At 61.3% G+C, this 26,334-nt stretch carries 21 protein-coding genes and 1 pseudogene; 13 read left to right on the top strand and 9 right to left on the bottom strand.

All coding sequences use genetic code 11. The features are described from left to right. Positions 1-45: 45 nt before the first annotated feature. The 3 genes and pseudogenes from P9292_RS09655 to P9292_RS09645 all read left to right on the top strand — a co-directional run bounded on the left by P9292_RS09655 (position 46) and on the right by P9292_RS09645 (position 3,696). A pseudogene (locus P9292_RS09655) lies at positions 46-2,161 on the top strand (putative bifunctional diguanylate cyclase/phosphodiesterase). Between the two features lie 72 nt (positions 2,162-2,233). Then, the gene (locus P9292_RS09650) at positions 2,234-3,139 is read left to right on the top strand and encodes an AAA family ATPase (protein WP_309958688.1); all 906 of its coding nucleotides are present in this window, start codon (positions 2,234-2,236) and stop codon (positions 3,137-3,139) included. Continuing rightward, on the top strand, positions 3,118-3,696 hold the full coding sequence (locus P9292_RS09645; RefSeq protein ID WP_309958687.1) for a hypothetical protein: 579 nt from the start codon (positions 3,118-3,120) through the stop codon (positions 3,694-3,696). The genes P9292_RS09650 and P9292_RS09645 overlap by 22 nt, the downstream gene beginning before the upstream one ends. A 650-nt stretch (positions 3,697-4,346) precedes the next feature. Here P9292_RS09645 and P9292_RS09640 read toward each other — a convergent pair. The 7 genes from P9292_RS09640 to P9292_RS09610 form a co-directional block, all read right to left on the bottom strand. Next, positions 4,347-4,865, bottom strand: coding sequence for a fimbrial protein (locus P9292_RS09640; protein ID WP_250527647.1), 519 nt, complete (start codon positions 4,863-4,865; stop codon positions 4,347-4,349). Between the two features lie 56 nt (positions 4,866-4,921). Next, a complete protein-coding gene (locus P9292_RS09635; protein WP_309847183.1) occupies positions 4,922-6,001 on the bottom strand; it encodes a fimbrial protein in 1,080 nt (359 codons plus the stop codon). 37 nt (positions 6,002-6,038) lie between these two features. Continuing rightward, positions 6,039-8,621, bottom strand: a complete 2,583-nt coding sequence (locus P9292_RS09630) for a fimbria/pilus outer membrane usher protein (RefSeq protein WP_309958686.1) — start codon at positions 8,619-8,621, stop codon at positions 6,039-6,041. A gap of 151 nt (positions 8,622-8,772) precedes the next feature. Further along, positions 8,773-9,516 carry a fimbria/pilus periplasmic chaperone gene (locus P9292_RS09625; protein ID WP_250469318.1) on the bottom strand — a complete coding sequence of 248 codons (744 nt, stop codon included), beginning with the start codon at positions 9,514-9,516 and terminating at the stop codon, positions 8,773-8,775. Between the two features lie 109 nt (positions 9,517-9,625). After that, positions 9,626-10,171 carry a fimbrial protein gene (locus tag P9292_RS09620; protein ID WP_309847189.1) on the bottom strand — a complete coding sequence of 182 codons (546 nt, stop codon included), beginning with the start codon at positions 10,169-10,171 and terminating at the stop codon, positions 9,626-9,628. Positions 10,172-11,246: 1,075 nt separating this feature from the next. Next, positions 11,247-11,450, bottom strand: coding sequence for a cold-shock protein (locus tag P9292_RS09615; RefSeq protein ID WP_244830836.1), 204 nt, complete (start codon positions 11,448-11,450; stop codon positions 11,247-11,249). Positions 11,451-11,634: 184 nt separating this feature from the next. Further along, positions 11,635-12,549 carry a lipid A biosynthesis lauroyl acyltransferase gene (locus P9292_RS09610; RefSeq protein ID WP_284503944.1) on the bottom strand — a complete coding sequence of 305 codons (915 nt, stop codon included), beginning with the start codon at positions 12,547-12,549 and terminating at the stop codon, positions 11,635-11,637. 1,023 nt (positions 12,550-13,572) lie between these two features. On the opposite strand from P9292_RS09610, the gene P9292_RS09605 reads away from it, so the two are divergent. Continuing rightward, positions 13,573-14,016: a MarR family transcriptional regulator gene (locus P9292_RS09605; protein ID WP_309958684.1), complete on the top strand. Its 444-nt coding sequence runs from the start codon at positions 13,573-13,575 to the stop codon at positions 14,014-14,016. A gap of 61 nt (positions 14,017-14,077) precedes the next feature. After that, positions 14,078-14,374 carry a DUF4148 domain-containing protein gene (locus P9292_RS09600; protein ID WP_244830834.1) on the top strand — a complete coding sequence of 99 codons (297 nt, stop codon included), beginning with the start codon at positions 14,078-14,080 and terminating at the stop codon, positions 14,372-14,374. 25 nt (positions 14,375-14,399) lie between these two features. On the opposite strand, the gene P9292_RS09595 is transcribed toward P9292_RS09600, so the two are convergent. Together P9292_RS09595 and P9292_RS09590 are read right to left on the bottom strand one after the other, a co-directional pair. Continuing rightward, on the bottom strand, positions 14,400-16,115 hold the full coding sequence (locus P9292_RS09595) for a POTRA domain-containing protein (RefSeq protein ID WP_309958683.1): 1,716 nt from the start codon (positions 16,113-16,115) through the stop codon (positions 14,400-14,402). A 233-nt stretch (positions 16,116-16,348) separates the two neighbouring features. Further along, a complete protein-coding gene (locus tag P9292_RS09590) occupies positions 16,349-18,289 on the bottom strand; it encodes a collagen-like triple helix repeat-containing protein (RefSeq protein WP_309958682.1) in 1,941 nt (646 codons plus the stop codon). Between the two features lie 643 nt (positions 18,290-18,932). On the opposite strand from P9292_RS09590, the gene P9292_RS09585 reads away from it, so the two are divergent. From P9292_RS09585 to P9292_RS09550, 8 genes are all read left to right on the top strand, one after another. Then, entirely contained in the window at positions 18,933-19,109 is a 177-nt protein-coding gene (locus tag P9292_RS09585; protein WP_244830831.1) for a Flp family type IVb pilin, read from the top strand. 142 nt (positions 19,110-19,251) lie between these two features. Beyond that, a complete protein-coding gene (locus P9292_RS09580; RefSeq protein WP_244830830.1) occupies positions 19,252-19,761 on the top strand; it encodes a prepilin peptidase in 510 nt (169 codons plus the stop codon). After that, positions 19,758-20,234 (top strand): TadE/TadG family type IV pilus assembly protein, encoded by a 477-nt coding sequence (locus P9292_RS09575; RefSeq protein WP_244830829.1) that lies wholly within the window; start codon positions 19,758-19,760, stop codon positions 20,232-20,234. The genes P9292_RS09580 and P9292_RS09575 overlap by 4 nt, the downstream gene beginning before the upstream one ends. Positions 20,235-20,266: 32 nt before the next feature. Continuing rightward, positions 20,267-21,217 carry a Flp pilus assembly protein CpaB gene (cpaB, locus tag P9292_RS09570; protein ID WP_309958759.1) on the top strand — a complete coding sequence of 317 codons (951 nt, stop codon included), beginning with the start codon at positions 20,267-20,269 and terminating at the stop codon, positions 21,215-21,217. Between the two features lie 100 nt (positions 21,218-21,317). Further along, positions 21,318-22,676, top strand: a complete 1,359-nt coding sequence (locus P9292_RS09565) for a type II and III secretion system protein family protein (RefSeq protein WP_409015151.1) — start codon at positions 21,318-21,320, stop codon at positions 22,674-22,676. Then, positions 22,673-23,965 carry a fimbrial protein gene (locus P9292_RS09560; protein ID WP_309958680.1) on the top strand — a complete coding sequence of 431 codons (1,293 nt, stop codon included), beginning with the start codon at positions 22,673-22,675 and terminating at the stop codon, positions 23,963-23,965. Before P9292_RS09565 ends, P9292_RS09560 begins: the two co-directional genes overlap by 4 nt. A gap of 2 nt (positions 23,966-23,967) precedes the next feature. Beyond that, positions 23,968-25,353, top strand: a complete 1,386-nt coding sequence (locus tag P9292_RS09555) for a CpaF family protein (protein WP_244831002.1) — start codon at positions 23,968-23,970, stop codon at positions 25,351-25,353. After that, positions 25,346-26,326 carry a type II secretion system F family protein gene (locus P9292_RS09550; RefSeq protein ID WP_409015137.1) on the top strand — a complete coding sequence of 327 codons (981 nt, stop codon included), beginning with the start codon at positions 25,346-25,348 and terminating at the stop codon, positions 26,324-26,326. Before P9292_RS09555 ends, P9292_RS09550 begins: the two co-directional genes overlap by 8 nt. The last annotated feature ends 8 nt before the right edge of the window (positions 26,327-26,334 follow it).

Raw genomic sequence — 26,334 nt, 5'->3', positions numbered from 1 at the left:
CCGATAAGACGCTCACACTATTGAGTCTTCGACATCGGCCCGGACATGCACGGCACCTATAACTTATGGCTGGTCGCGGCATCCTTGATCGTCGCGACGCTTGCCTCCTTCACCGCGCTCGACATTTCGGGCCGCCTCGCCATGCTTGGGCAGTCGCGCCTGCGCCACGTCTGGCTCGCAGGCGGCGCGGCGTCCATGGGCCTCGGCATCTGGTCGATGCATTTCATCGGCGTGCTGGCGTTCCAGTTGCCGATTCCGCTCGGCTACGACTTCTGGATCACCACGGGATCGCTGGTCATCGCCGTCCTGACGTCGTTCTTCGCGCTCTACGTGATCACCGGCGCAAAGCTCACGGCGCGACGGCTCGTGGTCAGCAGCGTGATGATGGGCGCGGGCATCGCGGCCATGCACTATACGGGCGATGCCGCCATGCGCATGCTGCCCGCGATCGTCTACGACCCGACGCTGTTCGCGGCGTCGATCGTGATCGCCATCGTGGCTTCGGGCGCGGCGTTGTGGATTGCGCGGACCTTGTCTGACGCGAATAAGTCGCACGTTCTGACCAAGCGCGCGGCGGCGGCGCTGGTGATGGGTATCGCCATCACGGGCATGCATTACACCGGCAATGCGGCGGCCGAGTTCGCGCCGGGTTCGATCTGCGGCGCGGCCAACGATGTCGATACACACTGGCTCGCGACTACCGTCGTGCTCTTTACGCTCACCATTCTGATCATCACGCTGGTGCTGTCGCGCCTCGATGCGCGCACCGCGTTCCTCGCCGGCTCCGTCTCGCGGCTGAACGGACAGATCGTGCGCATGGCGACCTTCGACACGCTGACCGATTTGCCGAATCGCAGCACGATCACCGAGCGCATCGAGCGCGCAATCAAGAGCGCGCAGTCGGGCGGCAACGGCTTCGCCATTCTCTTCATGGACCTCGACGGCTTCAAGACGATCAACGATTCGCTCGGCCACTCCATCGGCGATGAAGTGCTGAAGGCGTTCGGGCGGCGTCTGCAACAATGCGTGCGTGGTGGCGATACGGTGGCGCGCATCGGCGGCGACGAATTCGTCGTGATGCTGGAAAATCTTCCCGAGCCCGCCGATGCCGAAAAGATGGCCGAGCGCGTGCTCGAATCCATGCGTCAGGGGCTGATGGTCGCGAAACATACCTTGCAGGTAATGCCGAGCATCGGCATTGCGCTTTATCCGCAGGACGGCGACACGGTCGATGCCTTGCTCAAGCACGCGGATATCGCCATGTACGAAGCGAAACGCGGCGGGCGCAGCACCTATCGCTTCTTCGAGGCGAGCATGAACGAAGCCGCCGTGCGGACCTTGCAGATTCAGCAGGCGTTGCACGAGGCATTGAACGCGGGACACTTCTATTTGCTGTTCCAGCCGAAGTTTCGCGGCGCCAACGGTACGCTGGCGGGCGCGGAAGCGCTCATCCGGCTGGATCATCCCGTGATCGGCGTACTGACGCCGCTCGAATTCATTCCGATTGCGGAGCGCTCGGGGCAGATCGTGCAGATCGGCTACTGGGTCGTGCGCGAGACTTGCCGACATATCGCGCGCTGGCGTGCCGAGGGGCGGCACGGCGGTGAAGGTGGCCATCAACTTGTCGCCGCGTCAGATGAACGAAGTGGACCTCGTGGCGAACGTGATGCGAATCGTGCGTGAAGAGAGCGTGCCGAGCGACCAGATCATGTTCGAGATCACCGAGACCGTCGCCATGCAGGACGCGCCGCGCACCATCGAGATGATTCGCGCGTTTCAGGACAATGGCTTCGAAATCGCCATCGACGATTTCGGCACGGGTTATTCGAGTCTCGCGTATCTGCAGCGGTTTCGCGCGAAGCAATTGAAGATCGACCGGTTTTTTACCAGCGGGCTGGACGAGAACGGCCACGAAGGGCGCGCGATCGTATCGGCGATCATTGCACTCGCGCATTCGCTGGACATGGATGTGGTCGCGGAAGGCGTCGAGACGGGATCGCAATTGAATCGCCTGCAAGACTTGATGTGCGATGAAATGCAAGGCTTCTTGCTGGCGCGACCGCTTTCGGCGGATGCATTTGGCGAGTTGCTGGTTCCTTCGGACGCGAGAACCGATGATGCGGTAAATGGCGCATCGGCGTCTGGCTTAATTACGGGATAAGCGCGCCGGGGGTTTCATAGCGATCCATACAATCTCCCTCCCGAACGAAGCTAGTGCTGGAGCGAGATGTCGATGTACAGAAGTAACTTGCCGCATGTATTGAGCTTTATCAATCTCAAGGGCGGCGTGGGAAAGACCACGACGGCGGTGGCCGTCGCCGAAATGCTTGCGCACGAGTTGCGCAAGCGCGTGTTGCTGATCGACCTCGATCCGCAGACAAACGCAACCATCAATCTCATTTCCGAAAAGCGCTGGGACGAACTCGATCGCGAAGGGCAAACCATCGCGCAGCTGTTCGAGGACAAGATCAACCTGCATCGCAAGCCGAAGTTCGATGTAGAGAAGGCGATCGTGCGCGGCGTTTCCACGGTCGATGGCGGCATTGCGCGGCTCGATCTCTTGCCTTCGAGCATCCGGTTGATCGACTTCGAAGAGCGCATTGCGATGATCTCGTACAACCCCGGTTTTCTGATTAGTCCGCTCGATGTCTTGCGTCAGGCGCTGGAGCCGGTGCTTGAGCGTTACGAGTATGTGATTATCGATTGTCCGCCGAGTCTTGGTTCCGTCACGAAGAACGGCTTGCGCATTTCCACGGGCTATGTGATTCCGACGATACCGGACATCGTTTCGACTTGGGGCATTTACCAGATCGTGCAGAACGTGCGGAGCTTTGGTGCGCGGTTTGGGCGCGTGCTCGAGCCGCTTGGGATCGTCGCGACCAAGGTGCAGAGGAACAACCTGCACGCGCGCGTGATGGAGGACTTGTTCCATGGACGACTGGGCAAGTTCTCGGAAGAGGGCGTGCCGCAGCCGCGCTTTTTCAAGAGCAGAATTCCGCTGGCGGTAGACGTCGCGCGAGGCGGTGATGCGGACGCGGGGCTGCGCACGCTGAAAAGCAAGTATGGCATCGAAGCCTATGAGGCTTTGCACGAGCTTGCCTTGGAGATATGGGCGCTATGCGAAGCACGATGCCATTGAGGAAGTTGTTGATGCGGCTTGCCCGGGTGGTGGCGGAGGAGGAGGCGGTTTATCCTGGGTTTGCGGTGAGACTAGGGGCGGTGTTGGTTTCGGTAGGGCGGGAGGTGGAGGCGGCTGCGGCTCCGACTGCAGTGCAGGTTCCTGCGGCGGTTCCAAGTCCGATTCAGGTTGCAGCCGAGGTTGCGTCTGCGGTTCCTGCCTATGCTGCGGCTGCGGATGCGGATGCGGATGCGGATGCGGATGCGGATGCGGATGCGGTTCCGACTTTGCGTGCGCGCTCGCCGAAAATCGTTTTGCCCGATGTGCATAAGGAGTTTGCCAAGCTCGGCGATGAAGGCTTGCGCATATGGCTGCGTTCACTCGCGGTGGAGACGCTTAGGGCGATCATTCGGCGCGAAGATATGGATGCGGCGCGAAGGGCTTCGCGATGGAAAGATGTCGGAAGGCTGGCAGAGTTTATCGCCGATGCGCTGGAGGCCAGGAGGAACCGAGGTGCGGCGTTTATTGGGCGCGAGCCGCGGGACATTGGCGGATCGTCAGATGGTATGGACGTCTGACGCCAACGCGTGGGTTCTGGGAAAATAGAAAGCGGTCGTCCTTCAGAACGATGAGGGGCCATTTGTAGCGGCCCGCCTATCGCTCGCACAATAGGGCAGCGGTGGCAATCAACGAATAATGTTCATGTCGAATGGCATATTCTTTGGGTACATTCCTGCGCAAGTTCGCCGATGCGACAGACATGGCGTAGAGGTCGCAGCCCTGCTTTAAGAAAACGCGGAGCCATCGGTGATGGCTCCGCGAATCATAGTCGCTAGCTGATTATCTTACTGAACAGATATCGCGATTCCGGACTTGAGGCCACCAGTTGTATCGGCTCGGTTGATGTTGATTGTAACGCTCGTATATGAGGAAGATGACGTCGAACCGGCGCCCGCGATATCGACTTGTGCGAGTGCGCTTCGCGTGATTTTCTGCATACTCATTTTTGAACCTATTTAAAGTAAAAGCGTTGATAAAAATTCTCGAACCTGTTGACGAGAATGGGTTTTCCGAGGTCGTCATGTATGGGTATCGATGCAACGACACGCGGATGTTTGACGGATAGCGCGGTGACTATTCGACCAGTCAATCTGGGAGCGTTTAGAGCGCGCTAAATCCTTAAGATTGGTTCACATATCGTTAGTTCGGAAAACGAACCTTAGACCAGTTAATTATAAGCGAAATTGACTGTAGCTACTGCTGTCACCGTACCACCCGTCATTGCTCCAAGTCGGTAGAACTGCGCAACCATCGGGATGGTCATCTCATTCGTCTGATCCACAGCACCGAGCGATTCAGCGCTTCCAAGCGTAATAGGCGATCCAGTCGTGTCGCCAACATTCGATGCCTTTAGCAACTGCACGCCCACCTGCGCCGCTGAACCGGTGTTTTTCAACACGCTGGTCAACGTGTCATTCGTACCATTCACGGTCATTGTCACGTTGGTGTTCGTAGCACAAGCGGCCAACTTCACGTTGAACGGCCGAGGATTTTGAGTGGACCCCACAGCCGCGAAATCGGTCGTCTTCGCCGTGTCGAGCGAGATCGTCTGGTTCGCGCTACTCGAATCGACCGTGCAGGTCGGCAGAATGATTGTGCCTGTGAAGTTGAGCGTCGCGTCTACTGCAAACACAGACTTCGCGGCGGCCAATGCTGAGACTACTAGAATGAGCTTAAGTTTGTTCATCTTACATTCCCGAATGTTTATAAACTTGATTGGTGCAAACACGTTTTTTTACGCTTCTATTGGTACAGCACAGTCATCGTCATGGTCGAGTTCGCCGGTCCCGGAGTGAGGGTTCCTGTTCTGTAGTAGCGTGCCGTGAGCGGAATGTTGTAGCTACCGCCTGTGGCGCTATTGAAGTTGCTTAAAGCTTTGTACACGCTAAGCGGAAAGACTGCACCGGTGCTGTCATAGAGCTGAATTCCGACGCCACCGGCGGATGGGCTTCCGCTCAACGCTGCGACGTTGGCAAAGCCGGCCACTGCACCATTCGACGGATCGATTCGGTATTGAATGCTGTTAATTTGCCCAACCGAAAGGCCTGCTACGGGCGCACCACCAGGGCAGTTATTCAAGTCGAGCGTAAACGATGCCGGATTGCTCGACGTCGACCCAACAGTAGGCAAGTCACTTGGGCCGTGTATGCCCATGGGGATCGTCTTGTCTGGTGTCTGACAAGTCAACACGGTCACGACGACAGGCGTAATGTTGAAGTTTATGACCCCCGACGCAGGATTATCTCCGGCAGGTGGAGTAACGGCTCCTTCCCATGAAAAGCCTTGTGCGACCAAACCCGAAAGCGTGCCCGGAGTGATGTCACCGATCTTCACCAAGGCAACGATCAACTGACCGCCATTGTCATTGGTGCCGTTACTGTTCCAGTGAAAGCCCATGCCATTAAATCCGATAGGACCGGCCGTGCGTCCGTGAGCATTCAGATTGCCTCCCATCGCGATTCCCACGCCAGGAAGGGTCGTCTGATAGACAGGGAAGGCGGTGCCGTTATACGAGGCCGTATAGCTCGTCATGGTCGAACTCATGCCTGCGAGTTCGAAGTCTATTCCTGAATATGTAAGGTTAGTCGATGTACATGTGTACATGTTGGTCGTGTTCGGCATCATTGACCAGGATGTCAGCATGGAACCATTGGCCAGGTCGCGAGGAACCGCAACCGTGCCCGGCATCGTGATGGTAAAACTCGTGTAGTTCGAGCGGCATGAGACATCGGCTTTAGCATTGTTAGGGAGCATAGTGACAGCTAACACCGAGCACACCGCGAGCCGCGCGAATGTCAGCACTATCCTCTTAACGTGATTCATGTATAACTCCAAAATGGTTTAGCTCGTGCCTTTTGCATTACTGGCATACGCCGTCCGCGATCTTTAGCAAGATCGGCGTCACCGAGTTTGTCTTTTCTGGCAACTGATAAGGCACGGAGCAGGTTTGATCAGATGCGTCGCCCCACTTGACATTCAATTTGCCGCTATCGAGCTTCAGTCCCACCGCGATAATGCGGCTGCCCTGAGCCACGGTCCCGACGGTGTTTTGCGCGTCGTCCGAAACCGTGGCGCCAAACGGAAGCGGCTTGCCGTTGGCCTGCAAGACGCGCATCACTGCGGACTTGCCCTTGTCCTCGGTTTCGAACTTGAGCTTCACGACGGCGCCTGCCGTCGGCGCTGTTCGCTGAACGGTTGACTTCAGCTCGATATTCAGAGGCAAACCCTTGGGATCGATCTCGACGTCGTTATTCGAATACGGCTGTATGCCCGACACCACTGCGTGGCCCCAAGGATCCACGCGAAGGCCCGAACCGTTCGCAAGCTTGGCTCCAGCCGCATCCTTGGCTTCCACCACGGCCACGGTTTCACCCATGTTCGGCGTGAACGCAACGCCATCACCCCAGGCCACCACACCGCCTGAAACGCTCGCGCCCACCTGAGAGTATTGACGTCCCGTGCTGGCGTTGGCCGTCAATAGCGCGAATGGCGACATATAGCCCACATTGGCGCCTGCATTGAACGAACTGCGTGCGTGGCCGCCGTCGTTAAAGTTTCCATTCAGGCCATACGTGATGGCGTTGTCCTCACCCAAGGTGCCGGTGATCGACTGTTGAATACTTGAACTGCTGTCGCTCGTGTCATGCTGGAAGTATGTTGACGATTGCGGCGCGTGCGAACCCAAACCCAGCGGAACCGTAAGATTCAGCATGATCCGGTTGTCCCAGCGGTCCGCATCGACCTGATACTGGCGCACAAGCGACGCGCCATAGGTCAGACGCTTCCAACTGTTGTTATAGCCAATTTGATACTGCGTGTCGTGGCCGGAGCGATTCCAGTAAGAAGTGACCGAACCCATTGCATACACTGACCCAAAACGGCCACTCGATCCGATGCTCTGATTCAGCACGAACTGAACACGCGATTTCTGTAGCGCCGACATGGCCGCTAGCTGACCGTCGTCGTTCAATTGACGCATGGTCATGGCATCAGGCAAGCTGAAGAAACCGCTCGTGGAATAGCGGTACGCCGCGATCGCGATATTCGTGTCGGTTGGTGCAATTAGCTGCGAGTAACTCAGGCGTACGCTCGCCCCGTTACGCGTGCCGAGTCGCTTGAAACTCGCGGTCGCGCTGGTTACGTCCACGCCGAATGCACCAACGCTCGTGTTTAGCGCCGTGCCCACCATGCCCGCGAAATACAGATCCGCAGCGGTGATCCCGCCGTAGAGCGTCAGCAGGTTGCTTATGCCGTGCTGTATCGTGAACTGCGAGACGAAGGGATGGATGTTGAGCGTGGCATCACGATATTCACCTATCGTCGCGCTATAGCGTGTCACCCCTGGACGCAGCGCATTGACGGCTGCGGCGTACGGCACAGTGGAGATATGCTGAGACCCGTCTGCTTCCGTGACGATGACATCAAGATTGCCGCCGTAGCCAGTCGGATACAGGTCGTCAATCTCGAAGGCACCGGGGGAGACGGTCGTTTCGTAAATGATGTTGCCGTTCTGCCGGATCTGAACCTTGGCGTTGCTATTCGCTATGCCGTGGATGACCGGCGCATAGCCACGCTGCGATTCCGGATACATCCGGTCATCGGTGCCCAGTGTGACGCCTCGAACGCCATAGCTGTCGAACAGAGCACCGTCGGTGAAGGTGTCACCGGCGGTCAACTGGCTCTTGATTCCCTTGAACCCGCGCTGAACATAGGTCTGCACGCTTTGGAAATGCGAACCACCGTTACTGGTGTTCGTCAGGTTGCCCTGATAGCGAAAGCGCCAGGCGCCCGCGTTGACCCCGCCGATCAGTCCGAGATACTGGGAGTCGTTATTGAATTGGGGCGACGAACTGTGATAAGCGTTGGCGTTGTATTGCAGCATGGCCGCAGGCACGCCGTCCTCCCAGTACTTCGGATCGACATAGCCTCGGGCACGGCTATTCATCACGATCTGGGGGATTGAGACGTCCAGCCGTTGCTCGCCACTGTCAAACGACGCGACCGCGCTCGGAATCAGATCTGGCAAAGTCAGGCAGACCTTATCTGCTGTTTCGAGCTTGGCGGTCGACTCTGCCGAGAGCTTTCTCGGGTCGACGCCAAGCCGTTCGAGCAGATCGGCATTCATGCAAGGGACCACCTCGTGAGAGTCCCCTCCCAGCTCTCGAACCTCGATATTCAGCTTTCCTTTCCAGGCGTCGTTGACATATATGTCGGACCGATACGTGCCCGGAAGCACTTCTTGGCCCTTATTGAATCGAGATACATCTAACTTCTCGGAATCGCTGGAATCGAGGAATTGCTCGTTAAACTCGACGGCGGCATAGTGTTGCGGTGCATCCGCCCAGGCACGGCAACTGGTACCCACTGCCGCGATAGCTTGAATGACCAGAATACTTACCGGTTTCAGGTGCGTGCCTGCCAACTTAATGCTGCGGTATTTCATGTTCCCTGACGCATACGAAAATTACGGGCGTGCATAGCCATGCAGCCATTAAAGGCGTGCATGCCAGCCTGCGCGTCTTTTGGAGGAAATCCGGCGCGTTTGCAAACTCGTGGTTAGTTGGCCACGCGGTCGAACCGGGGTTGTCTCTTAGTCAGGGAGCCAGACTCGCTTCGCCAGACTGGGGGCCGCCGTAGTCGTTAATGGCCGTGTATTTGACCTTTCCGCCCGATGAAGGCACTTCACCCTTGAGCGGAAACGATTTTGATTCTCCCGGCCCGACCATTCCACCTTGATCGAATGCCGCGGTATGCCCGTCCCCCGTAAGTTCGATGCGGTCGAAAGAAACGTGATACTGAGAGCTATTGGACGCTTCGATCGCATTCGTCGAGCCATCACGCTTGATGTGCCACACGACAGCGCCGGGCGCGTCCGATGCTTGTCCTTTCAGTCCAGTCGGCCGGAAGAAGAACTTGATGCGTGTACGGAACGCCAATTGCAGCTGGTTGGCGGAAGCGTCATCGCCGGATGGCTTTGGCGGGACTTCCAGCACGTTCAGGTAGAGAATTGATTCCTTGTCGGCAGGCAGCGCCTCGCCGGTCGACATGATGCGCAACGTCTGAGACTTGCCCGGATCGATGCGCATGATGGGAGGTGTGATCGTGAACGGGACGTCGATGCTGTCCGGCTTGGCGTCCGGGTCGCCCTTATCGAGCCACACCTTGGTCAGCCCCGGGAGCTTTCCATTGTTCGTGAGCTTCACGGTGACTTCGGAATCGCTCTGGTTATAGACGACGCGCGTGCCGGCAATCACCACGGAGGCGTACGCTTGTGGCGCCGCCGTGAGATGCCCAATGCACAGCGCTGTAATTGTGAGTAGCCTGCTTGCCAGTCTCATGGGAACTAAAATCTCAACCAAATGCTTTGACCCAACGCGAGGGTGGGCTCGCGCCCACCCTCGCATGACCTCTTACTTATGCGAACTCAACCGCTGCCAAAAGCTCGGCTTATTGGTAGTCGATGCTATACACGACTGACGAGTTTGCCGCGCCAGCGGACGTTGCGCCGGTTGCGTAGTACTGGACTTGATAGTTCAGCAAAGCCGAGCCTGAGGAGATGTTGGCCGCGATGGAGTTCTGCAAATCGCGCGAAAAACCTGCCTTGATAGGCGAGGAGTCAGAGTTCAACAGTTGCAGCTTGACGTTTCCGGCGCCGCCGCTTGCGACCATCAGACGACCATCGCTCGGGTCGACGGTTGAGCCCGCTTCATAGAACACCGCCGCCTTGCTGCTGGCGGTAACCGGCGAGCAGGCCGTCAGTGCTATGTGGTAGGACGTCGTGCCGGCTGTCTGGCCTGAAGCCGTGAGTTGGCTGGTCATAACGTTAGGCAAGTTGACGGTGAAGTCTTTAGACGACGTGTCGTTGCCGTTGATGGTACAAGTAGAGGCAGTCAATGCGCCGTTGAACGTGATGGTTCCGTCCGAGGCGAATGCGCTGGCGGCAGTCAAGCCAAGCAAGCCAGCAACGAGGGCCGAGATAGCAAAAGTCTTCATACGAGATTCCAGACAGTTAGATTTGCGAATGTGTTTTAAGTTGAATCGCCGCTAAGTATGTGAAGCGTCGAGCTTGGATTGGCGCCGAAAAGGTGCGCGTCAGTCCAGACAGTCAGCTTCATCAGACGACAGAGTCAGTGCGACTAAAGTCATCCGAGTCGCTCTCTACAAAGCGTGTTTGAATGATCCGGTATCCTTATCTAAGCTTCAACGAGATTGGTCTTATATTTTCATTGGCATTGTTGCTTATGTTTAGGAAATCGAATCTTTGATTGAAAAGTGCCAATGTGAGTGTGAAGGAAATTGCTTTAGGGCAGTGGGTGAGCCGGCTAACTTGCTGCGCCTCGGGCGTCGTATGCTTCCTTGCGCCTGCCTTAGTATTTCGATGTAAGAAGGGTTTGATCCGGCGATGCAGAACCAAAATGTGCTCTTGGATTTCCGTCTCCGCCGGATTGGTGAGGCACCCGGAAAGCGGCGCGAACACTAGCCGACGTTGTCAGTGCGCAAGCAGCACAGATGAGTACGTGACGCCAGGCAGCTTGTCAAAGTGGAACTGCTTCCAACCACGCTTCAGTCGTGGCGGTTGCATGCGAAGTGCGTTCGGGGAAGTGGCTTGTAGTACCTCTGTCATGTTGCGCAGGGTACCTCGACCGGTGAACAAGACAGAAGTCACCTGGATGGCGAAAGTCGAAAGCCAAGAGCCGAAAACCTTGCATCTCAGACAGACGCGCGTTGCGGAAAGGTTGGTTTTTTGTTGGCGCCAAGGAAGACCATCAGGTCGAGCGGACGCTCGAGGTAGGGAAAGACCCGAAGGACAATGTTGACAAGACGAAGTCTTGATCGACGCGCCTAAACGACCCATGCACGAAAGCATCGGCACAACCCATCGTGCCCACACGACGTTCGGCCATGACATGCCGCGCCGAAGCACGAGCGCATCAAGCCCCAGGTAGACTAAGCGGTATTAGATAGCAGCAGCCGAGCAGCGCAAAACCAATGCGCGTCGCCGTGCCTAAACAGAAGGTCAAATATGACGCGCCGCAGCAAACCCGAAAGCTGCTGCGGCGCGTTCGCCTTACACAGGCTTGATGTTCGAAGCTTGCTTGCCCTTCGGGCCCATCTTTTCTTCGTAGCTCACTTTCTGGCCTTCCGCCAGGCTCTTGAAGCCGTCAGCGCGGATTTCCGAGAAATGTGCAAACAGGTCCTCACCGCCGCCATCAGGCGTGATGAAACCAAAACCCTTTGCATCGTTGAACCACTTGACCGTACCGGTTGCCATATCTTCTTCCTGAATTTTGCCGCGTAGCGGCGGTTTCCTATCGCGATTGCGCTAAGGCGCCTATAGTGAACTGCCTACGTCTGAAAGGCAACTGGTGTTGTGCGCAAAATTACTTCTGCGTCAAACTCCGGTTCGCGAAACGCCGGATTTCCTGCCTTTCGGGCACACAACGTCCATTTCAACCTCAATATACCGATGGCAAGCCGTCCGGCCGATGCTTGAAGCGCCTGTGCACCCAATAGTACTGCTCGGGCATCAGGCGAATTTGTTCTTCCAGAAATGCATTCATGCGGCTCGCATCGACCGTGTCGCTAGCGGACGGAAAATCGATCAAGGGTTTAAAGACCTTAAGCCGGTATCCTCGATAATCGGGCAACACCTCGGTGACGAACGGTACCACACGCGCATGTCCCAGCTTTGCAAGCCGAGAGACGGCAGTCAACGTGCAGGCCGGCACGCCGAAAAACGGCACGAAAACCGAATTGTCGATGCCGTGATCCATATCGGCCGCCAGCATCACCGGCGTGCCCGAGCGAAGCAGCGCGACCACCTTTCTGGCGCTCGTCGACCGCTCTATCAGCTCAGCGCCGAACCTGCCGCGCTGCCGTTTGGCGAGCGCGCACAGGCGCTTGTTCGACATGCGGGTGTAGAGCGCAGCCACCGGCGAAGTCGTCGAATGCACCAGACAGCCGACCTCGATGGCAACGAAGTGAAAGCCCATGAAAATCGTTGGCGGGGCGTTTTTATCATCGAGATCGATTTCGCTGTCTATCTGCACTATCGAACGTATCGACTTCGCGCTGCCGTACCACTGAATACCGCGCTCGAGATAGCTGCGGATTACATGACGAAAGTGCTTTTTGGCAAGCTCTTGATAGTGCGCTTCGGAATTGCCGGGAAAGCAAAGGCGCAGATTGACGAGAACGATGTGCTTGCGACGGCTCGGGATCTCGTACAGCAGCGCGCCAAGTATGCTGCCAATTCTGGCAACCCATCGATATGGGAGCATCGAGAGAGCACGGAGCAGTAGCGCGACAGGCGTGAAGCCGGGGTTCTCCGGTATTTGTTCTCGTGGATGAGGGAGGGAATCGGCTTTCATGGGCAGGTACCACTCGGTAGTAAACACCGTTTGCTCCGTAGACCGGTCTGAACCAGCTATTTACACATACGTAGTAGGCATTTAGTCTTGTTGAGCCGGAAAAACAGCCGGCTGGATATTTCACGCTGATGTCGGTGGCCTGGACGCGCCGACCAAGGTGGCAAAGACTATTTTTCGCGAATCGATCGCCGATGCGATCGTGACGCACGCAAGACATTAGTCGCAGAGAATGGCGACTCTTGGCGGATTAGAAGCGGGCAAGGCTTGCGTTCAAACGCGCCTGCAACCGAGGAGATCGTGCAACCCGTCGCTGCACTTACACGAAGTTAGAACTAACGAAGCGAGTATTGAAAAGGATCGTCAGATCAATAATGCGCTAATTACTAATAAAGCGAGTCGTGCGAAAAGGGCGCTTTCTCGTTGAAGGGAGCATGGATTGTCCAAGCCCCTTGGACGATACGGGCACGATCGATAGGAGGGACAACTCACAAGCGGCGAATGGTGCGTGCCGCGTGGCTTGCTTCAGGCGGCGTGCTGTGAAGCTTAACACGCATGCGGCTGTAAATCGGTAAAACATAAAGCAATTGGAACGATATTTACCGGGCGCTGTGCAACTAAATCCTGCCCAACTAACGCGCGCGTCATCCTGTGTGCAGAGACTAAATAATTTAGTACTGTCGAGCCTTTATCGGCCGTTGTGGCAGACGTTGACCCGTGACCAAATTCGAATATGCGAACTGATACATCCATGATTCGAATCGACCGCGCCATCGGCAAAAAATTCAGAGATATTCGGATACCGAAACATAACGATTAACTTCAAGAAGTCGAGTCATCTCTTCGGCAAAAATAGGCATGGACTTTTCGCCGTGGCGTGCGTCGAATGATTAGCGACTCAATTCATCGCTGGGCGCATCACACCGACAACGCACATCAGCATGAAGTCGTTGAGATCACGATCATCGTGGTTTGCCTGCCCGTCGCCTCTGGAACACCGGGCGGCGTCTTCCCTATAATCGCCCGATGGAAACTCAACTCGACAAACGCTTCGGCTTTCTGGTCGCCGATGTGGACCGCCTGTGCGGCAACCGCTTCGACGAGCTTGCCAAGTCATCGCTGAATCTGACCCGCGCGCAATGCCGCGTGCTCGCCTATCTGTCGCATTACGGCGAGGTGAATCAGGTGCGGCTCGCCGGGCTGCTCGAGGTCGCGCCGATCTCCGCCGGGCGACTGCTGGATCGCATGGAGGAGGGTGGCTGGATCGAACGACGGCTCAATCCCGACGACCGCCGCGAGCGGCAAGTGAGCATGACCGCGAAAGCCGAGAAGGCGCTCGACCGGGCGCGGCGCGTCGGCGACGAAATCACTTCCGAGGCGCTCGCGGGCCTGAGCCGCCAGGAAAGCGAGCAGTTGATCGGGCTCCTGCAGCGGGTGCGGGCGAACCTCAGCCGGATCGTCGACAGATAAGGTTTGGATCGGGTCTTGCTGTCGCGACAGGCGCTTCATTCACTTCCTGGGGAGAAGAATTATGCTTAACCTACGCACCGCACCGCTCGCCGTCATCGCGCTGTCCGTCGCGGCGCTCGTCACGCTGCCCGCGACGCCCGCACACGCGCAAGACGCCGGCGCGTCCACGCCCAAGCAGGTCAAGAAAGCGCAGCGCAAGGAAGCGCGCGCAAAGAAAAACGCCGAACTCGGCGAGCTCGAAAAGAACGGCTATAACCCCGGCGGCGAGCAGAACGACTATCCGCAGAATCTGCAGAACGCGCAGGCCAAGGTCAACGCAAAGAAGGCCGGACAACCGGCGCCCGCTTCGACGCCGTGAACCGGACGCTCAGTCACGTGAAGCTTCAGTCCAGCTGATACGACAACGAAGCGTTCACACGCGGACTGCGCGATGCGCTCTCGAGGGGCGCATCGCCCGTTGCCTTGGCGACGGACAGATCGATGCTGTAGTGCTTCGAATCCGACACTCGAAAACCTATCCCGAACGACGACAAACGCCGCGGACTCGCCGTGCCGCCATGCAGAAAAACGCGCGCGGCATCGACCATGACGTAAGGCGTGAAGGTCTTCAGATACGTCATGCCGATATCGAGCGGCCGGTTCACTTCGAATGACGCGCCGAAGCCCGAATCGCCCGACACTTCGCCCGGCTGATAGCCCAGCGCGAAACGCTGCGCGCCGAACGAAACCTGCTCGGATGTCGGCAGGGAGTCAGGCGAATACTGCCCCGTCAGCGAAAGCGCCGTGCCGATTTTCATCGGCCATTCGTTGCTCTGCGTGTAGCTCGCGCCGGTCCGCACGAAGGTGAGCGAGACGGGATTGACGGGCGCGTAGCCGGCAATGTTGGTGTCCGCGCTCTTCGAGGCGCCGAGCACGTCGAACGCCTTCGCCACGTTCACGCTCGCGCGCCGCACGACGCCTGTCGCAATGCCGGTGTAATCGAGCTGCAATTGCGCGACGCGAATCTGCGAGCGCTGCGACAACTGCGGATTGCCCGCGACGATGGTGTTCTTCAGCCGGTCTTCATCGTGCGATGCATAGACGCTTCCCGTGCCGACGAGACTGCGCGCGTTACTCAGCAGGAACGGATAGACGGCGGAAAACGCGAGTTTGTCGTTCACGACGGTGCGCTCGATATAAGACGGCAGCCCCGGATTGTCGACCGGATGCCCGTGATAATGCGATGCATCGACTTTCGCGGTGAAGCCATCCGTGCCGATAGGCAGCGAGCCGTTGAGCGCGTAATAGGTTTGATCGTCGCGTCCCTTGGGCAACAGCGCGGACGCCGACAGCGATTCGCCGAAGCCGAGCATGCCGTTCTCGGTCGCGCTCAGAATGCCCTGCACGCCCGGATGATTGAAGTCGATGCCCGTGCTCACGTTGAAAGGCTTGCGCTCGACATCGAGTTCGAGCGTGGCGGCGCCGTCCGTATTCTGCGGCGGTGCGACGGTCGCACGCGTCTTCACGCCCGGAATCATGCCGAGCACGTTGATATAACGCTCGAAATTCGCTTGCGTGAGCGGCCGGTCCTGACGCATGCGGTCGGCCACCGCGCGAATGCGCTTCTCGGCCGCGCCCGCGTTGCCCTTCACGACGACCTGCGCGATATACCCTTCGACCACCGTTATCCGCACCACGCCTTCCCGAAACGTTTGCGCCGGAATGAAGGCGAACGAGAGCGCATAGCCGCGCTCCTTGTAAAGCGCGGTGATGCCGTTGGCGGTTTCGATCAGCTTGCCGATGGTCACGTCCGTGCCGACGAGCGGCGCGAAGCGTTGCGCGACATCGTCGAAGGGCAGGGCTTTGACGCCCTCGATTTCGAATTTGCGCGGCGTGAGATGCTGTGCGAGGAGCGCGTCGAGCGCGGGAGCGGGAGGCTGCACGTTCACCGATACCGCCGGCTTGGGCGGCGTGTTCACTTGCGGCAGGGCATCGAGCGGATTGCCGCCGATGCTCGCGCGCGGTGCCGCCGGAACAGTTTGAGCGAGCGCGAGTTGCGCCGTGAATGGGGCGCCGATTGCGGCGAGCAAGAGCACCCGTTTCCAGTCGCGGATCTCCACGATGAATCCTCGAAGGTTGTCGCGAGAACGTCGTGCGGTGCGTGCTTCTTCCAACATCCTGCACGGGCAGCGCCGCGTTCTTCGTCGTGTGTTGTCGTTTGGTGATGCGATTCGTGGCTTCGATCGGACGCGTGTTGTGTTGCTGGCATGCGCGTCGACATTCGCCTGGCGTCACGCCGTTTCCGAACCGCGATACGCCGCGATCCGGAAACGGTGACGCCTGGCTTCATGCGTTAGCGTCGCGGTCCTCCGAGCACGCCGCCGACGATCGAACCCACCGCGCCGAGCAAGCCCGTGCCAGAGCCGTTTGCGGTGCTGGCGGTGCTACCCGTGCCGCCTGTCGTCGTCGCGATACCCACGCCCGTACCCGCGCCTGCGCTGGTCGTGCCGTGCGTCGTGGCAACCGTCACGCCGACCGCGCCCGTGATCGTGGTCACCGTGCCGAGCACGCCGCCGCCCGAACCGGACGAGCCGGTCGTGCCGCCCGGCGCACCAGTGACGGCGCCAACGATGCCTGTCACCGGAGCCAGCACGCCACCGGCCGATCCCGTGGCGCCTGTAAGCGCGCCGGTCACGCCGCCGACCACGCCCGTGACCGGAGCAAGCACACCGGCACCGGCGCCCGTCCCGCTCGTCGCGCCTGTCAACGCACCCGTCACGCCGCTGACCACGCTCGTGACCGGCGCGAGCACGCTCGTACCGCTGCCGGTTGCGCCCGTCAACGCACCCGTGACGCCGCCGACAAGCCCCGTGACCGGTGCGAGCAAGCTCGCCGTCGAGCCCGTACCGCCGCCCGTCGCGCTCGTGAGCGCGCTCGTCACGCCGCCGACGAGACCGGTGACCGGCGCAAGCAAGCCTGCCGTCGTTCCAGTGCCGCCCGTTGCGCCCGTCAGTGCGCCCGTGACGCCGCCGACCAGACCCGTGACCGGCGCAAGTACGCCCGAGCCTGCGCCGGTCGCGCCGCCGAGAATGCCGGTGATCGGTGCGAGCGGATTGGACGCCGGCGTGCCGCTGACGAGGCCGCCCGCGGATGCCACCGTCGTTCCCGTGGTCGACACCAGATTGCCCACGCCCGCCGTGACCGGATTGGCGCCCGTGCCTGCGATGCCCTGACCCGCCTGACCGAGCGCGCCGCCGAGCGTTGTGAGGAGGTTGTTGACCGGCGTGCCGAGGCCCGTTGCCGCGCCGACGGTCTGCGTCGTCGAACTGACGACAGACGTGATCGGCGTGATGGCCTGGCTGACTTGCTGCGTGAGTTGCTGAACCGGTGCGCTGGTCAGCGTCTGATCGAGGACGCCGCCCGTCTGCGTCACCGCGTTACCCACGATTCCGACGATGCTCCCGACCGGCGTCGTAACAGGTGCGAGCGGCGAAAGCGTACCGGTGCCGAGGCTCGATACGAGCGTCCCGGCGCTGCTGACCGTATCGCCGGTTTTTTCGACGACACCGCCAAGACTCGCCACCGTCGTGCCGACCGGATTCGTGCTCGAGCCGATGGTTCCGAGCCCGGCCGACACGCCATCGCCGAGCGTCGTGACAGCCGCGCCTGCGTTCGTGACGACATCGCCCGTGGCTTTCGTGGTGCCCGCGCTGACGAGCGGCGTGGTCGTCGCGCCGATTGCCGACCCGATTCCCGATACCGTCGCGCCAAGCGCGGACACCACGTTGCCTGTTTTGCCTACGACGGCCGCGACAGGCTGAGGCGTCGTGCTGCCCGTGGTGCCACCGCCGGTTCCCCCACCGCCAGTGCCCCCGCCGCCCGTGCTGCCACCGCCGGTGCTGCCACCAGCCGTGCTGCCACCACCCGTGCTACCGCCTCCGGTGCTGCCACCGCCCGTACCGCCGCCCCCGGTGCTACCACTACCCGTGCTACCGCCTCCGGTGCCGCCGCCGCTTGTGCCGCCCGTGCTGCCACCGGAGCCCCCGCTGGTCCCCCCGCCACTACCGCTGCCACTACCACTACCCCCGCCGCTACCCGTTCCGGTACCGCCGCTGCTGCCCGAGCCCGTGCCGCTGTCGCCGGTCGTGATCGTTCCAGAGCCGCTACCGCTCGCGCCTGCCGACTTGCTCATCGTTCCCGAGCCGCCACACGCCGCCAGCGTGAGTACGCTCGCGACCGCTGCCGCGACGATAGACTTGCGCAAGAATTCCTGTCCGACGTTCCTCGTATTCATGATGGCCCTCGTTACTTTGTTTTGGTTGAACCGCGGGCCAGTAACTGCGAAAGGTGTGCCAACGTACGGACGACGGGGCTCGCAGGCGTTCCTCGCCCTGCGAGAAGCGCTCGCGAAAGGAGAATTTCCAAATGAATTCGGGGTTCGGCGGGAGATTGCGGCCGCCTCTCACCGCGTGTCGGCAAACGGCAATGCGGACGTTCGTAACGTAACGAACATCGAACCGCGTTACGACGCGACGCGTTACGCGGGCCCGCCATAATGAGCCAGTGAGTGAAAAAGAGCGGGGCAGGAAATGAATACGAGTCGCTGCATTCGCATCAAGTTGATTTTACTGATATGCCAGAGTTTATTTACTCGATGCAACTATTGATGCACTGCACGATACAAAATGTTCTGATGTAATTGATTTTGAGATGTGCATGCGATATAAATTCGCCAACGCAGTCCTCTTCTTTCGGCAAACGTTGTGGGAGGGTAGCGATCAACAAGAAAAACCAAAAATATCGAGAGAGTTGGAGCGCCGCTCCGATGCATGGGCCCGGGGTCACGACATCGCGTTCGCGTGGTGGTCTGCCGCCTGGAGCCTCGCACGAAGAGGCGAATCCGCGGCCAGGCAGTACACCATCCGAGGGCAACAAGAATGACATCTACCTTGCTTCAATTCATCCGCGACAGGCGTGGGATCACCGCCATCGAATATGGGCTGATTGCCGGCGTGCTTGCGCTCGGCATCATGACGGCCGTGGGCGGCGTCTCCACTCAGCTCACGTCCACTTTCAACGCGATAAAGGCGGAGCTCGCTAAAACGTCGAGCTAATCCCATCTTCATTCGCTGACGAGATGCCGATTCGCGCGCCGGAGCAATCCGGCGCGCGGACCGAATACATCTTTCGAGTTTCGATTAAACCTCCGTATTACTACGGAGGGCGCTGTCTTATTGCCTGCCGATTTACGCTGCCATGATTTATTTTGAATCCGCGATATTTATCGGCTGGGCGCTGGCGGTCGTCTTATTCGACTGGCAGCGCAGGTCCATTCCGAATTCGCTGGTCGCGGCCGGAGGCGTGTTCGCGCTTGCGTTCGCCGCGCTCGGCATTTCGCCTTTTCAGACGGCGATCGGCTTCGCATTGCTCGGCGCGTTGGCGGGTTTCGCCGCGCTCTTGCCGTTCTACCTGCTCGGCATGATGGGCGCCGCCGACGTCAAGGCGTTCGCCGTGCTCGGCGCGTGGTGCGGTCCGCGCGAACTCGTCGGCGTCTGGGTCGCGGCGAGCCTTGCGGCTGCGGTGCATGCACTCGTGTTGCTCGCACGCCGTGAGGACCGCGTGGTGCTGTCGCTGCGCAGTCTTGCCGCGCATGCGAGCGTGGCCGAACGCAGGCGCAACAGCACGCCCTACGGCGCATTGCTCGCGGCGGCCGGGATCGGTCAGCTGGCGCTGCATCTGCTGAACGCAACGGGGCGGCCAGCATGAAGTCCGCGCCATCAATCCAACGGCCACGCCCACGACGAAACCAGCGCGGCAACGTGGCGGTCGAGTTCGCCATCGTGTTTCCGCTGTTCTTCCTTATCTTTTACGCCATTGTCACCTACAGCCTCGTGTTCGTCGCGCAGCAGTCGCTGACGCTCGCAGCGGAAGAGGGCGCACGCGCCGCGCTGCGCTATCAGGCCAACGCGACAAGCATCGACGACGCCCTCGCGCGCCGTGGCAGTGCCGCCTGCCAGACCGCGCAAGGCTTGTCGAACTGGCTTGCGGGACTCGCGCAATGCACCGCCACGCCCGCGCCATGTACCTACGACGGGACCCTGCGCTGCATCCAGGTGACGCTCGCTTATGCCTATGCGCAAAAGCCGCTGGTGCCGACGCTGCCGTTGATCGGCCTCGCGCTGCCCGATTCGCTGGTGGCGCGCGCGATGGTCCAACTCAATCCGGACAACGTGTTATGAGCGTCCGCCCGAACTTTCACGATTGATCTCACATCGCCAACGTCACACGAACGCTCGCGGTCCTGTTTTTCATGCTGGCCATCGCGCTGGGCATCTTCGCGTTCACGCTGGCGCGCGCCCCGGCGCCGCTGCCGGCAAGCGCCAACGGCGGCGCGCCCGGTCCCGCGCTCGCGGTGGATCGCAAGCTCGCGCCGGTGGTGATCGCCGCACGCGATTTGCAGCCCGGCAAGCCGCTCGATGCCGCGTCGCTCACGGTGCGCATGCAGGCCGAACCCGCGTCCGGCGTGTTCAGCGATACCGCCGCGCTCACCGGCCGCACCACGCGCGTCGCGGTGCCGCAAGGCACGCCGCTCACGGTCGAGACGCTGTCTAGCGGACTTGCCGATGTCGTCGAGCCGGGCGAACGCGCGGTCGCGGTGCGCGTCGACGAAACCAACGCGGTCGGCAATCTCGTGCGCCCAGGCAATTTCGTCGATGTGTTTTTCACGCTCAAGCGCGAAGGCGGCGGCAGCAGCGGCGCCGAAGTAGAGGCGACACAGGCGCGCCTTCTATTGTCGAAAGTGCGCGTGCTGAGCGTGGGCGGCGCGTCGGTGGAGGGTGTCGATGGCAAGGCCGCGGGCGACACGAACCAGGCGACTCGCAATTTGAACGCACAGACCGCCGTACTCGCCGTGCGCACCGCCGACGTCGATGCGCTCACGCTCGCCGAAAGCGCGGGCCGCCTCGTGCTGGCGCTGCGCAACACCAACGACGACGAAATGCCGCCGCCGCAGTCGTGGCTGCCCCTGCATGCCGCTGCCTTGCATGCCGACGCGGATGGCGCCGCACGCGCGGCCGCCGGGGTATCGCTCGGTGCGCTGTCGGGCGCGCGCGCCGGCCGCGAACCGGTGACGCAGCCTCGTGCGGCGGGCGTGACGCGTGCGCCGCGTAGCAACGAAGTGGAAGTGATCCGGGGTGGCCGTGTCGAGCGAACCGCATATTGAGCGCGCCGATGCCGGCTATCCCGATGAATTCGAAACGAAGCAAGCCATGACGATGACGATAAACCGGCCAACGACGTTGCGGTTCCACACGCGCGCGCTCATGGCGTGCTGCGCGGTTTTGCTTGGCCTCAACGCGAACGTGGCGCATGCCGTCGCGACGCCGCACGCGGATGACATCGAGCGTGCATCGACGGGCAGCGCGCAAGACGCTCCCGTGATCGCGCTTGCGACCGGTGCGCAGCGGGTTCTCGCGCATGGCCGCACGGTGTCGCGCGTGGCCGTCGCCGATCCCGGCATCGCGGATGTTCTCGTGCTCAAGAATGGCGGCGTGCTGCTGGTCGGCAAGTCGGCAGGCACGACCAATCTGCTCGTCTGGGAACAGGGCAGCGACACGCCGGCGTCCTATACCGTCGATGTCGCCGCCAGCGCGAACGCCGCGCTGCTCGACCACGACGCGCCGCAAGTACGCGTGCTCGGCAAGACGGCCGTGCTCAGCGGCAGCACGCCGTCGATGGCCAAGCATCAGCGCGCGGCAGCGGCGGCGCGCGCGGCTATCGGCAAGGACGGCGCGCTCGTCGATACATCGACGGTACAGAGCAAGAGCGTCGTGCAGGTGGACGTGAAAGTGGTCGAGTTCAGCAAGGCCGTGCTGAAGGAAGCCGGCTTCAATCTGTTCTCGCAGAATCACGCGGGCTTCGCGTTCGGCAGTTTCGCGCCCAGTTCGCTGGGTTCCTATACCGGCGGCGCGACGACCGCGTTGCAGGTGACGTCCACCTCGCCAATCGGCGCCGCGTTCAACCTGCTGCTCAACTCGGGCTCGCGCGGTTTGTTCGCCAACCTGAGCCTGCTCGAAGGGAACAACCTCGCGCGCGTGCTCGCGCAGCCGACGCTCGTCGCGCTCTCGGGCCAGAGCGCGAGCTTTCTCGCGGGCGGCGAAATTCCGATTCCAGTGCCGCAGGCGCTCGGGAGCACGACCATCGTTTATAAGCCGTATGGCATAGGCCTTTCGCTCACGCCGACCGTGCTCGGCGCCGACCGCATTGCGCTGAAGGTCGCGCCCGAAGCGAGCCAGCTCGACTTCGCGCACGCCATCACCATCGACGGTGTTTCGGTGCCCGCGCTTACCACGCGCCGCGCGGAAACGGCGGTCGAACTCGGCGACGGCGAGAGCTTCGTGATCGGCGGGCTGGTGGATCGCGAAACGGCGTCGAACGTAAACAAGGTGCCCTTGCTCGGCGACTTGCCGGTCATCGGCGCGTTCTTCAAGACTTTGCAGTACTCGCAGACGGACCGCGAGCTGGTGATCATCGTGACGCCGCACCTGGTCGCGCCTATCGCCCGGGGCGCCGCCTTGCCGATGACGCCCGGCCAGCAGTCCGAACAGCGCGACGGACCGGTGTGGAAGAGCTTTGTCGGCGGAGCGCTTTCTTCCGACACCGCGCCAGGATTTTCGCGATGAACACCCAAGGATTCGGACCCGGCAAGGCAGCAGCGGCGGCGGCAGCGGGCGAGCCGCTCACCGCGCGCTTTCTGCTGGCGAGTCCCGAACCGTCGAGGCAAGCGTGGCTGCAGCAGGCGCTGACCAACACGGGCGCGGTGAAAATCGCGCCGTGCGATGCCGTCGCGCTGGTCACGCGCATCGCGGAATGCGCGCCGGCCATCGTGTTCATCGACTTCACCGAGCGCGCCGATTACCACGCGGCCGCACTCGCCGAAGCGGCCCGCGACGCTTTTCCAAACGTGCCGGTCGTGGCGCTCGGCACGCTTGCGACGCCCGCACCCGCGCTCGCCGCTTTGCGCGCGGGCGTGCGCGATTTCATCGATACCGGTGGACATCCCGGCAGCGTGCTCACGGTGGCGCGGCGGCTCATCGACGAGCGTCCCGAACATGTGCCCAAGCGCGGCAAGCTGACGGTGCTGCTCGGCGCGCGCATCGGCGTGGGCGTGAGCACGCTCGCCGCCAATCTCGCCGTGAGTCTGCAACGGCGCGGTCAGAGCGCGCGCCGCGCCACCGCACTGCTCGATCTCGGCCTGCCCGCCGCCGACAGCGCGCTTTTGCTCGACACGCGCAGCGAACTGCATTTCGTCGATGCCGTGCGCAACCTGCGCCGGTTCGACGAAACCTTCGTGCACACCGCCTTCGCGCGTCATGCGAGCGGCCTCGCGCTCACCGCGCTGCCCGCCGATCTTGCCGAATTGCGCGCGATTTCCTTTGCCACGGCCGTCAGCACACTCAACCGGCTGCGCGCATACTTCGACCACCAGATCGTCGATCTCGGCGGTTTTTCGAATCCCGACTTCGTCGCGCAAGTCGTGCAGGCCGCCGACGAAACCTGGCTCGTATGCGATCCGAACGTGGTCTCGGCGGTCTCGGCCGTCACGCTCGTCGAGCATGTGCGCGGCGGCGAGCAAACCGAAACCGCGGCGCGGAAGATTTCGCTCGGTCTCGTCGTCAACAAGTTCGATGCGGCGCTCAACTTCGGCGCGGATCAACTGGCCGCGCGGCTCGGGCTACCGCTCATCGGCATCTTGCCGGAACGTGCGCAGGCGCTCGGGCGCGCGGTGAATCAGGGAAGCCTGCTCGCGGATACCGCGCCTCGCGACCCTTACGTGCGCGCGCTTTTACCTCTCGTCGCGCGTCTCGCGGATGAACCCGCGCCCGCCGGCCGCCATGCACTGCCCAAGGCTACTGAAAGCCCGGCCGCCGGACTCGCGCAACTTCTTCCCACCTTTCTCAGGCGGTCATGACGATGGTTCAGGACTTCAGCAAGGACATCGCGTTTTCCAACGATCTGGCCGAGGATGCCGTCGCGTTCGCGCACTCGCAGCAGTTCCAGGACGTGGCGAGCGCGGCGCATGAACATCTGCTCACGCGTATTGAGGAACTCGGCGCCGAATTCGGGCGATGGTCGCGCCAGGCCATCCAACAATTCGTCGATCTGGAGATGGACAGCTTCGTGCGCCTGCGACGCATCCCGCTCAACGAGAGCGAGGTGCGCCTCGTCGCGGCCGCGCTCACGAAGGAGCTCGCGGGCTTCGGTCCGATCGAGGACTTGCTCGCCGATGCCGCCGTGGAAGACATCCTCATCAACGGCTATAGCGATGTCTACGTGTCGCGTCACGGCATGCTCGAAAAGATTCCCGTGCGCTTTGCGGACAACGCGCACCTCTTGCGCATCGTGCGGCGGATTCTCGCGCCCATCGGCCGACGGCTCGACGAGTCGAACCCGATGGTCGATGCGCGCCTGCCAGACGGCGGCCGCCTGAACGTGGTCATCGAACCGTTGTCGATCGACGGGCCGGTGGTGTCGATCCGCAAGTTTCGCCGCGATCCGCTGCGCCCCGACGATCTGCTCGCGAACTCCACGTTCAATCAGGAGATCAGCTCGCTGCTCGAAGCGGCGGTGGAGGCGCGCTGCAACGTGCTCGTCTCGGGCGGCACGAGTTCGGGCAAGACGTCGCTGCTCAACGCGCTCGCGTTCTTCATTCCGAAGCACGAACGCGTCGTGACGATCGAGGATACGGCCGAGTTGTCGCTCAATCATCCGCATGTGGTGCGGCTCGAAAGCCGTCCGGGCGGCTTCGACGGCGCGGGCGTCGTGTCGATTCGCGACCTCTTGCGCAACACGTTGCGGATGCGGCCCGACCGGATCATCGTCGGCGAAGTGCGCGGTGGCGAAGTGCTGGAAATGCTGCAGGCGATGAACACCGGCCACGACGGCTCGATGGGGACCGTGCACGCGAGTTCACCGCGCGAGTGCCTTTACCGGCTGGAAATGCTCGCGGGCTTCGCGGGCTTTCAGGGCACCGAGGCAAGTCTGCGGCGGCAGATTGCAAACGCCATCGACTTCATCGTGCAGATCGGGCGGCTCTCGAACGGCAAGCGGCGCATTCTTTCCGTGACGGAAGTCACCGGGCTGTCGGACAACATCATCGCGATGCAGGAGTTGTATCGCTACGACCCCGTCGCCGATGCGAACGGCGAGGAAACCGACCGCTGGACCTCGCTCGGCATTCATCCGAGCTCGCCCAAGCTCGCGAAGTATCGGCAGGCGTTGGGCGCGTCGCTTGCAGAAGGGTTCGGCAAAAGCGGCGGCGGCGGTTTCGGCGGCTTCGGCGGAGGCTTCCGTGTCTAGAGGCGTGGCGCTCGTCGCGATGCTCGCGCTGTTGTTCGCAGCCGCCGCGCTCGCCTTGTGGCGGCGCGGCGCGCAAAAGCGCGAACGCATGCTCGCCGCGCGCTTCGTTGAGCGGCAGGTCATGGCGTCGCACGCAACGCCGCGGCCGCGCACTGCACGGCAGCCCGAGCAGTCGCGGGCATCGGCGAACACGCACTCGGGCGTGAGTGTCGAGATTGCGCGAGACATCGTGCGGGCGCGTGCCGCTTATGGATATCTGATGCGGCGTGCGGGAATCGAACGGCCGCGCGCTTTCTTTTTCGTCACGCTCGTCGCCGCCGCGCTGGCCGCATTCTGGATGACAGCGCGCACGAACGCATTGCTCGGGCTTGCGGCCGCCGCGCTCGTGCTTGCCGTGACGGCGGCAGCGCTGTTTTGGCGCGCGCAGAAAAGACGTCAGCGTATCGTGCGGCAGTTGCCCTCGTTCATGGATGGCATCGTGCGGCTCATCGTCATCGGTCATAGCGTGCCGGCGGCGTTTCAGACCGCGCTCGGAAGCACGGAGCCGCCGCTCGCCGATTGCCTCGACCGCGTGTTGCCGATGCTGCGTACCGGCATGGAGATCGATCACGCGCTCGGCGCGGTGGCGCGGATGTATCGCGTGCGCGAGCTCGAACTGGTGGGCGCGGTGCTGCGCGTATCGGTGAAATACGGCGGGCGCTCGGACGTGATGCTCGACCGCATGTCGGCGCTCATGCGCGATTTGGAACAGGCCGACCGCGAACTCGTCGCGCTGTCGACGGAAACGCGCCTCTCATCGTGGGTGCTCGGTCTCCTGCCCGTTCTGCTCGGCGCGGCGGTGATCGTCACCAACCCTCAATATTTCGATGCGATGTGGACCGATCCGCTCGGCCAGCGGCTCGTGTACGCGGCGCTCGGCCTGCAAATGCTCGGCGTGTGGCTGCTGTTTCGCATGGCGAGGCTCAGGACATGAGCGCGCGC

Origin of the sequence: Caballeronia sp. LZ001 (assembly GCF_031450875.1) — a bacterium.
In the GTDB taxonomy this organism is placed as follows: Bacteria; Pseudomonadota; Gammaproteobacteria; order Burkholderiales; family Burkholderiaceae; genus Caballeronia.
Note: the sequence above shows the minus strand (reverse complement) of the source record. Positions and strands in the feature narration are given on the sequence as shown.